Here is a 14,544-nt window from a genome sequence, read left to right on the forward strand (position 1 = left end):
GCGGTCACCTTTCGCGGGTGGCCGCCCTTTTCGCGCACGCCACGGCCACCATCGACAGCCCCGCGAGCCCGCCGCCCAGCCAGAGCACCGCACCGGCCCCGCGGCTGTCCGCGACCCGCCCCCCGGTGAACGCGCCGAGCGCGATCGCCACGTTGAAGACGCCCGCGAAGAGCGCCGACGCCGCCTCACGGGCGTGCGGCGCCGCGGCCATCACCCAGTTCTGCGCGGAGACCGAGACCCCTCCGTACGCCAGGCCCCACGCCACGAGCAGCGTCACCGACGCGGCGAGCGACGCGCCCGCGGGCACCATGAGCAGCACCACGGCGGCGAGCCCCGCGCATATCGCGAGCAGCGCCCTGCGCGGGTCGCGGGCCGCGACGGCGCCGCCCGCGAAGTTGCCGACGATGCCAGCCGTCCCGTAGGCGAGGAGCAGTCCGCTGATCAGGCCCGCGCCGATGCCGGGCACGCGTTCCAGGACGGGCCGGATGTACGTGTACGCGGCGAAGTGGCCGGTGACCAGGAGCGTGACGGCGAGGAGTCCGGCCCGCAGTCTGCCGATGCGCAGGAGCGCGGGAAACGCGCGGAGCCGGACGCCCTCGTCCGCGGGGAGCCGGGGCAGCACGGTGACGAGGAGCCCGGCGACGGCGAGGGCGAGGACGGCGAGCGCCGCGAACCCCCAGCGCCAGCCCGCGAGTTCACCGAGGAGTGTGCCCGCGGGCACGCCGAGCACCGACGCCACCGCGATGCCGCTGAAGATGACCGCGGTGGCGCGGCCCGCGCCCTCGGCCCGGACGAGCCGCACGCCGAGCCCGGCCGCGATGGCCCACACGCCGCCGATGCAGACGCCGACCAGGACGCGCGCGACGAGCAGGACGGCGAAGACGGGCGCCAGCGCGGAGACGACGTTGGCGACGGCGAGCAGCGCCATCAGGAGGGCGAGGACCGGGCGCCGGTCGGCGCGGCGTACGGCGACGGGCAGCAACAGGGCGGCGAGCGCGGCGACGAGACCGGGCAGGGTGACGGCGAGGCCCGCGGTGCCGTCCGAGACGCGCAGGCCGGAGCCGAGGGAGGTGAGGAGTCCGACGGGCAGCATCTCCGTGGTGACGACGGAGAAGGTGGCGGCGGCGACGGCGAGGACGGCGAGGCGGCCGCGCGGGGGCGGCAGCGCGACGGGCCGCGCGGGTATTCGTGTGCTCTGTGACATGGCATCCACCCTGTGGGGGTGCCCGCCCGGGAACAACGCGGATGATCTCATCCTTGAATGAGCCGGGTTCATCGATACGAGTCGATCCGGCGGAACTGGGCGATCAAGGAAAAGGGACCGCGCGCCATGAGCGGGAACGGGCTGGAGATCCGGGAACTGGAGTGCTTCCTGGTGCTTGCCGAAGAGCTGCACTTCGGGCGGGCCGGCGAGCGGCTGTACATATCGCAGAGCCGGGTCAGCCAGTTACTTGCCGCCTTGGAGCGGCGGATCGGCGCGCGCCTGCTGGAGCGTACGAGCCGACGGGTGTCCCTGACTACTCTCGGGGAACGTTTCCTGACCGAACTCAAGCCGTCCTACGCCGAGTTGGCGTCGGTCGTGGCGCGGGCGAGGGCGGCGGCGCGGGGTGTGGAGGGCACGCTGCGGATCGGGTTCCAGGGCACCGCGGACGACCGGCTGATGCGGGCCATCGAGGTGTTCCAGGAGCGGCATCCGGCCTGTGCGACGGAGATCGTGGAGATCCCCTTCGCCGATCCGTTCGGGGCGGTGCGCGAGGGCGGCGTGGACGCGGGGATCGTGCTGCTGCCGGTCGCCGAGCCCGACCTGGTTCTCGGCCCGGTCTTCTCCAGCGAGCGGCAGACCGTCGCCGTGTCGGTGCGGCACGCGTTCGCGGGGCGCTCCTCGCTCACCGCCGCGGAGCTCACCGACACGCCGCTGATCGCGGCGGCCGGGCCCGCGCCCGCCTACTGGCGTGCGGCGCAGGCCCCTTCGGGTCCGCCCGCGCCCACGGTCCGTACGCTCCAGGAAGGGCTGACGCTGGTGGCGGCGGACCGGGCGGCAATGCTGCTGTGCGGTCCCACTGCGGAGTACCACGGGCGCAGGGACGTCGTCTTCGTGCCGGTCGACGGGCTCCCCGACTCGGTGCTGGGAATGGTGTGGCAGCGGGGCGGGGAGACCGAGCGGGTACGGGAGTTCGCGCGGGCCGTGGCCGTGGCGGCGGGCGAGGGGTGACCGTCAGGCCGTGTCCTGCCGCCGCACCTCGAAGTGGAAGCAGCCGTACTCCACGGCCCTGACGTGCACGAGGGCGACCCGCGGGTCGGCGAAGGCCTCGGCGAACGCGGCGTCGAAGCCCTGCTCCTCGTCCTCCGGGATCTCCAGCAGGCGGCCGCCGACGATGTGCCCCTCGGCGCTGTAGCGGCGGACCGTGCGGAGCGCGCCCGCCCGCGAGAACGGGTAGCCGCCCGGTGCCTCCGTCGGGCCCGCACAGGGGTCGGCGTGGATGAAGACGGGGCCCTGCTCGTCGTAGGCGCCGGGCGCCGCGCCCGTCTCGGCGGCCCAGCGCCGCAGGGGCGCGTACGAGACGAGGGCGATGCGCTCGCCGGGGGCGACGGGCCGCAGGCAGCAGCGGAGCGGGTGGCCGCCCTCCTGGTCGACGAAGGGGACGCAGGGCCGCCCGGCGTCGTCGCGGTCGCGGAGCTGGGCGAGGGCCGCGGGGGCGATGGGGAGCGGGGTGTGGGCGGTGTGCGTGCGCGTGTGCGTGTGCGTGTACGGGGTGGTCATGGGCCGAGCCTCGCGCGTGGGGGCGGGTCGGGGCTGGCGGATTCCGGACGTCGCGCTACGACCCTCCCCCGACCTGCCTCGCTGCGACCCGCCCCGGCTTAGTCTCGCTGTGCCCCGCCCCGGCTTAGTCTCGTAGCGCCCCACCCCGGCCCGTCTCGTAGCGCCCCGCCCCGGCCCCGCTCACCCCACCCCCCAGGACCCCCGCTCGTTCAGTTCCGCCACGTCCGTACCGGTCGTCCTGCGGTACGCCGCGTGCAACTCCCCCAGTTCCTCCGGGGTCAGTACGTCCTCGACGTGGTCGAAGCCATCGGGGGCGCGCTCGGCGACGGCGTGCAGGATGCGGTCCGCGGGCATGTCCCGGTTGGCGAGGACGACCGCGTTGGCCGTCTCGCGGCGGACCCCCTCGTACGCCCGCAGCCCCGCCTCGCGGTCCGGCGCGGTGTGGGCGAGACAGCGGGCCAGGACGCGCGCGTCGAGGATCGCCTGGGAGCCGCCGTTCGACCCCACCGGGTACATCGGGTGCGCCGCGTCGCCGAGCAGCGTGACCGGGCCGTGGCCCCACCAGGGCAGCGGGTCCCTGTCGACCATCGGGTACTCCAGGATGTGCCGCGTGGCGGCGAGCACCGCGGGGACGTCCAGGTCGCCGATGCGCCACCCGGCGTAGTGCGGCAGGACGTCGGAGAGCCGCCCGGAGCGGTTCCAGTCGGCGGGCCCGGCGTGACCGTGGTGGTGCGTGGGCGGGAACCGCACCTCGGCCACCCAGTTGAGCAGCGCCCTGCCGCGCTCCTGGTAGGGCCGGGAGATGGGGTAGACGACGAGCTTCGCGGCGGTGTTGCTGCCCGCCACCGCGACGGTCCGCCCGCCGAGCACCGGATGCCAGTCCGCTGTGCCGCGCCACATCCGGATGCCGTTCCACAGCGGAGGCCCCTCGCCGGGGTGCAGCACGGCCCGCACCGCCGAGTGCAGCCCGTCGGCGCCGACCAGCGCCCCCACCCGTACGCCGTACTCCCTGGCCCGCGCCATGTCCCGCAGGATCACCCGCTGTCCGCCGCGCTCACGGTCGGCGAGCCGCACGAAGGCGGTGCCGGTGCGGACGGCCCGGTCGCCGAGCCGGTCGCGGACCGCGTCGAGCAGGAGGAGCTGGAGGGCGCCGCGGTGGACGGAGTACTGCGGCCAGCGGTAGCCCAGGGCGAGGCCGCGCGGCTCGGCCCAGATGCGGTTGCCGTGCCGGTCGAAGTGGACCATCGCGTCGGGCGCGACGGCGGTCGCCGCGAGCTCCTCGCCGAGCCCCAGCTCGGTCAGCTCCCGCACCGCGTACGGCAGCAGGTTGAGGCCCACCCCGACGGGCCGCAGCTGTTCGGCGGCGTCCACGACCCGGACGCCGATGCCCGCCTCGTGCAGGCTGAGCGCGGCCGTGAGCCCTCCGATGCCCGCGCCCGCCACCAGTACGTCGGTCATGGCCGTCGTGCGGCCGGGCCGGTGTCGGCCGGCCTCTCGGTCCCCAGCATCTCCCGCGTCCCCCTGTGGTTCCTGACCGCCCTCGTGGCCGTGGTCCGCGGCCTGTGCGGTCGGGTGCGAACGCGCGGAGCGTAACCGCACGGCAGCGGGAGAACAATGGGCCGGGCGGCCATCCGACGGGGCATGGAAGGATGGCCGGAAACACCACAAGTCGCACCCGAGGAGATGACCGCGTGCCCGGCACCAATCTGACCCGCGAAGAGGCGCAGCAGCGGGCGAAGCTGCTCACCGTGGACTCGTACGAGGTCGATCTCGACCTGTCCGGCGCACAGGAGGGAGGCACCTACCGGTCCGTGACCACGGTGCGCTTCGACTCCGCGGAGGAAGGGGCCGAGACCTTCATCGACCTGGTGGCCCCCGCGGTCCACGAGGTCGTCCTGAACGGCCACGCGCTCGAGGTCGGCGCGGTGTTCCGCGACTCGCGCATCGCGCTGCGGCACCTTCGGGCCGGTACGAACGAGCTGAAGGTCGTCGCCGACTGCGACTACACCAACACCGGTGAGGGCCTGCACCGCTTCGTCGACCCGGTCGACCAGCAGGCGTACCTGTACACGCAGTTCGAGGTGCCGGACGCGCGCCGCGTCTTCGCGTCCTTCGAGCAGCCCGACCTGAAGGCGACGTTCCAGTTCACCGTGAAGGCGCCGAGCGGCTGGACGGTGATCTCCAACTCGCCGACGCCGGAGCCGAAGGACGACATCTGGACGTTCGCGCCGACACCGCGCATGTCGACGTACGTGACGGCGCTGATCGTCGGCCCGTACCACTCGGTGCACTCGTCGTACGAGGGTCCCGGCGGCCAGTCCGTGCCGCTCGGCATCTACTGCCGCCCCTCGCTCGCCGAGTTCCTCGACTCGGACGCGATCTTCGAGGTCACCCGGCAGGGCTTCGACTGGTTCCAGGAGAAGTTCGACTACGCGTACCCCTTCGCCAAGTACGACCAGCTCTTCGTGCCGGAGTTCAACGCGGGCGCGATGGAGAACGCGGGCGCGGTGACCATCCGCGACCAGTACGTGTTCCGTTCGAAGGTGACGGACGCGGCGTACGAGGTGCGGGCGGCGACGATCCTGCACGAGCTGGCCCACATGTGGTTCGGCGACCTCGTCACCATGGAGTGGTGGAACGACCTGTGGCTGAACGAGTCGTTCGCCACGTACGCCGAGGCCGCCTGCCAGGCGTACGCGCCGGGGTCGAAGTGGCCGCACTCGTGGACGACGTTCGCCAACTCCATGAAGACGTGGGCGTACCGCCAGGACCAGCTGCCGTCCACGCACCCGATCATGGCCGACATCCGTGACCTGGACGACGTCCTGGTCAACTTCGACGGCATCACGTACGCGAAGGGCGCGAGCGTCCTGAAGCAGCTCGTCGCCTACGTGGGCGAGGACGAGTTCTTCCAGGGCGTCCAGGCGTACTTCAAGCGGCACGCCTTCGGCAACACGCGCCTGTCCGACCTCCTCGGCGCGCTCGAGGAGACCAGCGGCCGCGACCTGAAGACGTGGTCGAAGAAGTGGCTGGAGACGGCGGGCATCAACGTCCTGCGTCCGGTCGTGGACGTCGACACGCGGGGCGTCATCACGTCCTTCGCCGTCAAGCAGGAGGCCCCGGCCCTGCCCGAGGGCGCCAAGGGCGAGCCGACGCTCCGCCCGCACCGCATCGCCATCGGCTTCTACGACCTCGACGACGCGTCCGGCAAGCTGGTCCGCACGGACCGCGTGGAGCTGGACGTCGACGGCGAACTCACGGCCGTGGACGCGCTGGTGGGCAAGGCGCGCCCCGCGGTCATCCTCCTCAACGACGACGACCTGTCGTACGCGAAGGTCCGCCTGGACAGCGAGTCGCTCGCCTACGTCACCGACCACATCGGGGACTTCGAGGCGTCGCTGCCGCGGGCGCTGTCGTGGGCGTCGGCGTGGGACATGACGCGCGACGCGGAACTCCCGACGCGCGACTACCTCTCCCTGGTCCTTTCGGGCATCGGCAAGGAGTCCGACATCGGCGTCGTGCAGTCGCTGCACCGCCAGGTGAAGCTGGCGCTCGACCTGTACGCGGCGCCGGCGGGGCGGGACGCGGCGCTGGAGCGGTGGACTTCGGCAGCCCTCTCCCACCTCCGCTCGGCGGAGCCGGGCAGCGACCACCAGCTGGCGTGGGCCCGCGCGTTCGCGGCGACGGCCCGCACGGACGAGGAACTCGCCCTCCTGGAGGGCCTGCTGGACGGCTCGGAGTCTGTGGACGGCCTCGCCGTCGACACGGAGCTCCGGTGGGCGTTCGTGGCGCGGCTCGCGGCGACGGGCCGCCTCGACGAGGCGGGCATCGCGGCGGAGCTGGAGCGGGACAAGACGGCGGCGGGCGAGCGGCACGCGGCGTACGCGCGGGCCGCGCGGCCCACGGAGGAGGCGAAGGCGGCGGCGTGGGCATCCGTCGTGGAGTCCGACTCCCTGCCGAACGCGATCCAGGAGGCGGTGATCGGCGGCTTCGTCCAGACCGACCAGCGTGAACTCCTCGCTCCCTACGCGGAGAAGTTCTTCTCGTCGGTCAAGGGGGCGTGGGACTCGCGCTCCCACGAGATGGCGCAGCAGATCGCCGTCGGGTTGTACCCGTCGCTGCAGATCTCCCAGGGGACGCTGGACGCGACGGACGCGTGGCTTGCTTCGGCGGAGCCGTCGGCGGCGTTGCGGCGACTGGTCACGGAGTCCCGTGCGGGTGTTGATCGCGCCCTGCGGGCACGGTCGGCGGATCTTTAACCCCCGCCGGACGGGGCCGCGCAAGGCCCACACCTTGCCCGGCCCCTCCCGCCTGCGGGCGGCGAGCGGCCGCTCGCGCCGCAGTACCCCTGAACCACCACCGCCCGCCCCTCACCTGCGGGCCGTGGGTGGCCGCTCGCGCAGTTCCCCGCGCCCCTCAACCACCACCGGCCGTCCCTCACCTGCGGGTGGTGTCTTGGTTGCTCGCGCAGTTCCTCGCGCCCCTGAACCACACCGGCCGTCCCCCCTCTCCGGGTTGGGTGTGGTTGCTCGCGCAGTTCCTCGCGCCCCTTAACTGCCCCGGCCCCCGGGTATCGGGGAATGGGTGGGTGGGTGGGGAAGCGCCGCGCGGAGCGCGGGGACCGGGGCTGGGCGGTGCCGGGGGAGTTGTCACCCGGCCCGACGAGGAACCGCTTCGCGCAGCGCCGCGAGCACACGCGACACCGCCGCCCCCGTCGCCGCGCCGCGGCGGACCGCGGCGATCACGTGGCGGGTGGGGTGGTCCTCGGAGAGTTCTCGCATGGTTACGCCGTCCCTGCGTACCGCCGCCATGCGGGGCACCAGGGCCACGCCCATCCCCGCCTCCACCATCGCGAGGATCGACGTCCAGCCGGAGGCCGAGTGGGCCTGGGTCGGGGTGAAGCCCGCCGCTTCGCAGGCCGCGCGGGTGATCTCCGACCAGGGCCCGCTGCCGCCGAAGATCCACGGCTCGCCCGCCAGGTCCGCGAGCCGCAGCCCCGGCGCGGACGCCAGGCCGTGGTCGCCGGGCAGGGCCACGTCCAGCCGGTCCGCGAGCAGGGACTCGCGGCTGAACCTCGTGTCCGCGTCCACCGCCGCCGGTGCCTGGACGGCCAGGGACAGGGCGATGTCCACCTCACCGGCCGCGAGGAGTTCGTACGCCTGGGCCGCCTCCGTCTCCCGTACCCGTACGGAGATGCCGGGCGCCGCCTCCCGCAGCGCCCGCACCGCGGGGACGACCAGCGCGGGTACCGCAGTCGAGAACGCGCCGACCCGCACCTCCCCCGCCTCCCCCTGCACGTACGCCGTCAACTCCGCGTCGGCTCGCTCCAGTTGCGCGAAGACCGCCTCCGCGTGCCGCAGCACCAGGTGCGCCGCGTCCGTGAGGCGGACCCGGCGCCCGTGCGCCTCCAGGAGCGGTACGCCGAGCTGCTTCGCGAGGTTGGACAGTTGCTGCGAGACCGCCGACGGAGTCATCCGCAGCGTGTGCGCCGTCGCCGTCACGGTCCCCCGCTCGCTCAACGTGCGCAGGATCTGCAGCTTCTTGATGTCCCACTCGCTCATGAGCCCAACGTACCGACTGGTCAGGAGCATCACTTCGTGCGGGCCGCGCCGAGCACCACGCCGCCCAGGATCAGCCCCATGCACAGCACCTGCAGCCACCCCATCGCCTCGCCGAGCACCGCGAAGGAGAGCAGGGCGACGCAGACCGGCTGGAGGTAGTAGATGACCCCCGCGCGGGCCGCGCCGATGACCGAGATCGCCTTGTTCCAGGCGAAGAACGCGACCGCCGAGGACACCACGCCCACGTAGAGGAGCGGGGAGACCGTGTCGGCGGTCGGCTCGAAGCCGCCCTGCACGGCGTAGCTGGCCACGAAGACGGGAAGCAGCATCAGCGCGCCCAGCACGAACGTCGAGAGGAGGAAGGGGAGTCCGCCGATCTCCTTGGGCTTGCGCTTGAGCAGTGCGCTGTACGAGCCGAAGGAGAGCGCCGCCGCGATGATCCAGAGGTCGCCGACCGCGAAGTCCATGTCGAGCGAGCCCTTGCTGACCAGCAGCAGGACCCCCGCACAGGCGACGAGCATGCCGGTGACGCGCCGCGCGCCGAGCCGGGCGCCGCCGAGCCGTTCGTAGACGGCCATCAGGACCGGCGACGCGGCCATGATCATGCCCATGTTGCCCGCGGTGGTCGTCATACCGGCCTGGTTGACCAGGGTGTTGTAGACGGTGACGCCCAGCAGGGACGCGACGAGCAGGAACTTGAGGTGCCGGCGGAGCAGTTTCCGCTGCCGCCAGGTCTGCCGTGCCGCGAACGGCGCGACCGCGGCGATGGCGATGATCCAGCGCCAGAACGCGTGCTGGATGGGCGGCACGCTGTCGTGCAGCGCACGGGAGGTGACGAAGCTGCCCGACCAGACGACGGTGGCGAGAGCCGCGAGTGCGAGCCCGATGCCGACGGGGCGCGCGGCCGCCTTCGCGGCGGCCGGTGCGGTGCGGGTGGTGGGGGTCTGGTCCAGGACTGCCACGGGGTATCCCTTGCCTCTCTCCCCGTCCGAACGGGGACTCGGTGCGTTGCGGGACTACCGTGACACCTCCCCACCCATCAGGTCCATCGAATCTTTTCGCCGTATTGCTTCAGGGAAACCGAACAATCTGTTCCCTCCTCCGCCGCCCACGCCACGTACCCGTCGGGGCGCACCAGCACCGTCGTACGGCGGGCGCTCGCCCAGTGGGCCTGGACCGCACGGCCCGTCTCGCTCTTCTCGCCCCGGGGCGAGATGAGGACGAACTCGCCTGCGCGCAGGGCCTCGTAGAGGCGGCCTTCCTCGAGTGCGACGTCCGAGATGCGGCGGCCGACCAGCGGGTGCGCACCCTTGGGAGCCGGGTACTTGATACCGATGCCGGTGATCTGGCCCGCCGCCTTGGCGCGCACCGCGGGCACCGCGTCCGCGAATACGGCGAGGGCGGCGCGGACCGCGCGCGTCCACGGGCGCTTGGCCATCGCGAGCCTGACGAGCCCGCCGCTGCTGCGGAGCACCGCCTTGCCGACCGGGTGCCGCTCGGCCTCATAGGTGTCAAGGAGGCCGTCCGAAGCGCGGCCCTGGACCGCGGCGGCCAGCTTCCAGCTCAGGTTCGCGGCGTCCTGCAGCCCCGTGTTCATGCCCTGGCCGCCCGCCGGGGAGTGGACGTGCGCGGCGTCCCCGGCGTGGAAGACGCGGCCCACGCGGTAGGCGGGCGCCTGGCGCTCGTCGCTGTGGAAGCGGGACATCCAGCGGGCGTCGCGCATGCCGAAGTCACGGCCGAGCGCCTGCCGGACGATGCCCTTGACCTCGTCGAGGTCGAGCGGCTCGCTGTCGGGGACGTTGCGCGAGCGGTCCCAGCCGATGACGCGGTGGTAGCCGTCGGCGAAGGGCGCGATGAAGGCGAAGGCGTCACCGTTGGCGTTGACGGTGAGCAGCGACTCCGGGGGCTCGGCGAGCCGGACGTCCGCGAGGACGAGGGAGCGGATGACGGACCTGCCGGGGAAGGGCAGGCCGACGGCGGCGCGGACACCGCTGCGCAGCCCGTCGGCCCCGACGACGTACGCGGCGCGCAGCGTGCCGGATCCGACCTCAGCACCGGCACCGGCACCGGCACCGACCCCGGGGCCGCGGAGTTCGAGCGTGACGCCGTCCGCGTCCTGCGTGAGGCCCGCGACCTCGGTCTCGTACGCGAACCGCACCCCCGCCTCGACCGCCCGGCGTTCCAGAACGCGTTCGACGTCGTACTGCGGGAGGACAAGGACGTGCCGGAACCGGGAGTGGAGCTGGGTGAGGTCGAGGGCCAGGCGGCCGAAGAGGCGCAGGTCGGCGAGCGGCTCCCCCTTGGCCTCCAGCTCGTCGGCGAGACCGCGCGCGTCCAGCTGCTCCAGGGTCCGGGCGTGCACGACCATCGCCCGCGACAGGTTGCTGATGCCGGGTGCGCGCTTCTCGACGAGGGTGACGGGGACGCCCGCGGTGGCGAGGTCACCGGCGAGGAGCAGTCCGGTGGGGCCCGCGCCGACCACTACGACGGCGCTGTCGGTCGTACGGGAACTGGTCATGACCGCCTCCTGGTGTGAGCTGTTGCCAACGCTTGTTGGTCAACGCTTGTTGGCCAACGTAGAGCCGTAACCATAAGGTGTCAACGGTTGTTGGCCCACACATGTTGACCTACGCTTGTCGGCATGACGGAGAGAGTCACAGACCAGTCCCCCCGCCGCTCGGACACCACCCGCGCCGGCATCCTCACGGCGGCCCGCGAGCGCTTCGCGGCGGACGGGTACGAACGGGCGACGATCCGCGCCATCGCCAAGGACGCGCGCATCGACCCGTCGATGGTGATGCGCTACTACGGCAACAAGGAGGGGCTGTTCGCCGCGGCCACCTCGGTGGACCTGCGGCTGCCGGACGTCGGCCGGGTGCCGCGCGAAGAGGTGGGGAGGGTGCTCGTGCGGCACTTCCTCGCCGTCTGGGAGGGCGACGGGGTACTCACCGCGCTGCTCCGCGTGGGCATCACCAACGACACGGGGGCCGAGCGCATGCGGGCCGTCTTCGCGGAGCAGTTGCTGCCGGTGGCGCGCGAGGTCTGCCCCGACCCCGCCGAGGCGCCGGGCCGGGCCGCGCTCTGCGCGTCACAGCTCCTCGGGCTCGCCCTGACGCGGTACGTGCTGCGGTTCCCGCCGTCCGCCGCGCTGTCCGGCGAGGAGATCACGGAGTGGCTCGCGCCGACGCTGCAGCGCTATCTGACGGCTGAGCGGCCGTGAGCCTGTGCGGCCGTGAGCGTATGCGGACGCGAGCACGCCGAGGGCACCCTGCTACGGCGTACGTACGGACGTACATGCGTACGCGACAGGGTGCCCTCGGCGTGAAGTGGTGCGTCGGAGCGAGGGCCGGTCAGCCCTGCTTCTGCTGCTTCCGGGACTTGTCGCCGACCATCACGAGGCCCGCGATCACCAGGAACAGCACGATGGGCGCGGCGACGTACAGGCCGAGCGTGTCGATGACGCTCAGGCCGGGGCCCGGGTCGTCACCGTCGTCGCGCGCCGCGAACGCGGGGGACGACATGAGCAGCATCATCAGCGTCGTGCCGGAGGCCAGGGCGCCGGCGCGCAGTGCGTTCTTCTTGTCCACGGTGCCAACGTAGCGAACTCCTAAACGGGGTGCGCGCCCGGGGGTGCCGTACGGGCGCACTCACCGTCGCGGAACACCGCCATGAGGGCGTGCAGACGCGGAGAGGCGGCGAGGTCCTCAAGGGTGACGGGGCGTCCGGCGGCATCGGCGACCGGCAGCCGCCAGTTGGGGTACTGATCCCAGGTGCCGGGCAGGTTCTGCGGGCGGCGGTCACCGACGGCGTCGGGGAGCCAGATGCCGATCATGCGGGCCGGGGTGGCGAGCAGGAACCGGTGCACGGCGCGGATCTCGTCCTCCTCGCAGCCGATGCCGCCGGACAGCATCCCGAGCCGGGAGAGCGCGCCCAGCCATTCGCGCACGTCCGCTGCGGCCTCCGCCCGCTCCTGCGCGAGGGGCCGGGTCAACAGGCCGAGGTCGTGGCGGAGTTGCACGTGCTCACCGGTGAGGCGGGCGGCGGTCGGAGGCAGGTCGTGCGTGGTGGCGGTGGCCACGCAGTCGGCGCGCCAGGCGTCGGCGGGCAGCGGGCGTCCCGTGCCCTCCCAGTCCCGTTCGAACCAGAGCACGGAGGTGCCGAGCACGCCGTGTTCGCGCAGGGTCTCGCGGACGCCGGGCTCGACGGTGCCGAGGTCCTCGCCGATGACGAGGGCGTCGGCGCGGCGTGCCTCCAGGACGAGGACGGCGAGCATCGCCTCGGCGTCGTAGTGGACGTACGTCCCCTCGGTGGGCTCGCGGCCCTCGGGGATCCACCACAGCCGGAACAGGCCCATGACGTGGTCGATGCGGAGCGCGCCCGCGTTGCGGAGCAGGCCGCGCAGGAGGGCCCGGTACGGGGCGTAGCCCGACTCGGCGAGGCGGTCGGGGCGCCAGGGCGGCAGGCCCCAGTCCTGGCCGCGCGCGTTGAAGGCGTCGGGCGGGGCGCCGACGGACATGCGTGGGGCGAAGTGCCGCTGCTGGGCCCAGGCGTCGGCGCCGCCGGGGTGCACGCCGACGGCGAGGTCGTGCACGAGGCCGGTGTCCATGCCCGCTTCCCGCGCGGTGCGCTGGGCGGCGGCCAACTGGGTGTCGGTGAGCCAGGCGAGGCGGCAGTGGAAGTCGACGCGGTCCATCGCCTCGCGGCGGGCGCGGGCGGTGCCGGGCGAGGCGGGGTCGCGGAGGACGGCGGGCCAGGAGTGCCAGTCGGGGCCGTGGGTCTCGGCGAGGGTGTTCCAGGTGGCGTGGTCCTCCAGGGCGGTGCCCTGTTCGGCGAGGAAGGCGTTGTAGGCGGCGCGGCGGCCGGGTCCGAGGGGCACCTCGTGGAGCAGCAGTTCGAGGGCCTCGCGCTTGAGGGCCCAGACGGCGTCGCGGTCGATGAGTGCGTTCTGGTGGAGCACGGAGTCCCGCAGCAGCGCGGCTTTCCGGCCCAGCTCGTCGACCCGTTCACGGGCGTCCCCGGTGAGGTACGCGTACTCGGGGACCGCCTCGACGCGCAGGTGCACGGGGTCGGGGAAGCGGCGGGAGGAGGGGCGGTACGGGGAGGGGTCGCCGCCGGGGCCCTGCGGCGGGCTCGGCACGGCGGCGTGCAACGGATTGACCTGCACGAAGCCGGTGCCGAGGGTGCGCCCGGCCCAGGCGGAGAGCTCGGCGAGGTCACCGAGGTCCCCCATGCCCCAGGAGCGCCGGGAGAGCAGCGAGTAGAGCTGGACGAGGAGGCCGTGCGTGCGCCGCGCCGGGGTCTTTACGCGGCGGGGGGCGACGATGAGGTAGGCAGTCTCGCCCGCACTGCTGAGGCGCCCCGCCTCGCCACTGCCGTCTGTATCCGTACCCGTTTCCGTACCCGTACCCGGCCCCGGAGCCGTACCAGGACCCGGGTCCTGGCTCCGTACGTGGAGCCGGTGGACGCCGGTGGGCAGGGCCTCGGGGAGCGTGTCCGTGGGCGTCTCCCACTCCACCGCTCCGCCGCCCTCCTCCACCTCCACCCGCACCCGCGTCCCCGGCGGCAGCGCCGTGAGGGACGGGGGCAGGGGGCCGTCCGTCCATGCCACCACGGTCGGCGGCAGCGGACGGGCGGCCCGCTCCGCCTCGCGCGCCGTCAACGCCGCCCGGACCGCCTGCGGGGTGCTCGCGTCCACACCCAGCGCGGCCAGGGCGGCGATCACCGCGGTGTCGGTGGCGGGGACGGTGCGCCCCGGGGACGGGGAGTAGGAGGTGGCCACGCCGTACGAAGCGGCCAGCCGGGAAAGGGGCATCAGACCCCCATGAAGTCCAGGCCCGACGCCGTGCCGGTGGAGGTCGGCTCGCTGGTCAGCGGGGCGGCGTCGGCGAGGGGCGGCTCGCTGGTGAGCGGCGCCGCGTCGGCGAGCGGGGGCTCGCTGGTGAGGGGCGGCTCGATGCAGCCGCAGGAGCAGGAGCCGTCGAGGCCCGAGTCGGGGTGGGACACCTGTTTGGAGAGCGCGGACAGCAGAAGATTTGCGGAAGCGGCCACGTGGGAGCTCCTTTTCAGGGGGCAGGTCTCGGCAGCCCTACCCAGTGCGCGGGCGCGCAGACGTATACGTTGCCACAACGTGACTCTGGTCACACCGCTTTCCCGGTACGGAAGTTGTTCCACCGGGGTCGAGCCCGCCCCGGAAGATCGCGCTCCAGGCCCGCGGCTGCCGGG

At 73.4% G+C, this 14,544-nt stretch carries 12 protein-coding genes; 3 read left to right on the forward strand and 9 right to left on the reverse strand.

Annotated features, from left to right (window positions below):
• Window positions 1–4: 4 nt before the first annotated feature.
• On the reverse strand, window positions 5–1,204 hold the full coding sequence (locus NOO62_RS14155; RefSeq protein WP_268771252.1) for an MFS transporter: 1,200 nt from the start codon (window positions 1,202–1,204) through the stop codon (window positions 5–7).
• 126 nt (window positions 1,205–1,330) lie between these two features.
• Here NOO62_RS14155 and NOO62_RS14160 point away from each other — a divergent pair, with 126 nt between their 5' ends.
• Complete coding sequence (locus NOO62_RS14160) at window positions 1,331–2,212, forward strand: LysR family transcriptional regulator (protein ID WP_268771253.1); 882 nt, start codon at window positions 1,331–1,333, stop codon at window positions 2,210–2,212.
• 3 nt (window positions 2,213–2,215) lie between these two features.
• Here the strand turns inward: NOO62_RS14160 and NOO62_RS14165 are convergent, their stop codons facing one another.
• On the reverse strand, window positions 2,216–2,761 hold the full coding sequence (locus tag NOO62_RS14165) for a DUF1203 domain-containing protein (RefSeq protein ID WP_268771254.1): 546 nt from the start codon (window positions 2,759–2,761) through the stop codon (window positions 2,216–2,218).
• Window positions 2,762–2,941: 180 nt separating this feature from the next.
• Window positions 2,942–4,219, reverse strand: coding sequence for a flavin-dependent oxidoreductase (locus NOO62_RS14170; RefSeq protein ID WP_268771255.1), 1,278 nt, complete (start codon window positions 4,217–4,219; stop codon window positions 2,942–2,944).
• A 233-nt stretch (window positions 4,220–4,452) separates the two neighbouring features.
• On the opposite strand from NOO62_RS14170, the gene pepN reads away from it, so the two are divergent.
• On the forward strand, window positions 4,453–7,020 hold the full coding sequence (pepN, locus tag NOO62_RS14175) for an aminopeptidase N (protein WP_268771256.1): 2,568 nt from the start codon (window positions 4,453–4,455) through the stop codon (window positions 7,018–7,020).
• A 390-nt stretch (window positions 7,021–7,410) separates the two neighbouring features.
• Here pepN and NOO62_RS14180 read toward each other — a convergent pair whose 3' ends face one another.
• The 3 genes from NOO62_RS14180 to NOO62_RS14190 form a co-directional block, all read right to left on the reverse strand.
• Complete coding sequence (locus tag NOO62_RS14180; RefSeq protein WP_268771257.1) at window positions 7,411–8,322, reverse strand: LysR family transcriptional regulator; 912 nt, start codon at window positions 8,320–8,322, stop codon at window positions 7,411–7,413.
• 29 nt (window positions 8,323–8,351) lie between these two features.
• Window positions 8,352–9,275: a DMT family transporter gene (locus NOO62_RS14185; protein WP_268775616.1), complete on the reverse strand. Its 924-nt coding sequence runs from the start codon at window positions 9,273–9,275 to the stop codon at window positions 8,352–8,354.
• Between the two features lie 86 nt (window positions 9,276–9,361).
• A complete protein-coding gene (locus tag NOO62_RS14190; RefSeq protein ID WP_268771258.1) occupies window positions 9,362–10,840 on the reverse strand; it encodes an FAD-dependent monooxygenase in 1,479 nt (492 codons plus the stop codon).
• A gap of 123 nt (window positions 10,841–10,963) precedes the next feature.
• On the opposite strand from NOO62_RS14190, the gene NOO62_RS14195 reads away from it, so the two are divergent.
• Window positions 10,964–11,542, forward strand: coding sequence for a TetR family transcriptional regulator (locus tag NOO62_RS14195; protein WP_268771259.1), 579 nt, complete (start codon window positions 10,964–10,966; stop codon window positions 11,540–11,542).
• A gap of 130 nt (window positions 11,543–11,672) precedes the next feature.
• Here NOO62_RS14195 and NOO62_RS14200 read toward each other — a convergent pair whose 3' ends face one another.
• The 3 genes from NOO62_RS14200 to NOO62_RS14210 are packed head-to-tail and all read right to left on the reverse strand — an operon-like array spanning window position 11,673 to window position 14,370.
• Entirely contained in the window at window positions 11,673–11,909 is a 237-nt protein-coding gene (locus tag NOO62_RS14200; RefSeq protein ID WP_055569298.1) for a hypothetical protein, read from the reverse strand.
• Window positions 11,910–11,929: 20 nt separating this feature from the next.
• Window positions 11,930–14,134: a 4-alpha-glucanotransferase gene (malQ, locus tag NOO62_RS14205; RefSeq protein ID WP_268771260.1), complete on the reverse strand. Its 2,205-nt coding sequence runs from the start codon at window positions 14,132–14,134 to the stop codon at window positions 11,930–11,932.
• Entirely contained in the window at window positions 14,134–14,370 is a 237-nt protein-coding gene (locus tag NOO62_RS14210) for a hypothetical protein (protein WP_150167796.1), read from the reverse strand. Before NOO62_RS14210 ends, malQ begins: the two co-directional genes overlap by 1 nt.
• Between the last annotated feature and the right edge of the window lie 174 nt (window positions 14,371–14,544).

Origin of the sequence: Streptomyces sp. Je 1-369 (assembly GCF_026810505.1) — a bacterium.
GTDB lineage: Bacteria > Actinomycetota > Actinomycetes > Streptomycetales > Streptomycetaceae > Streptomyces.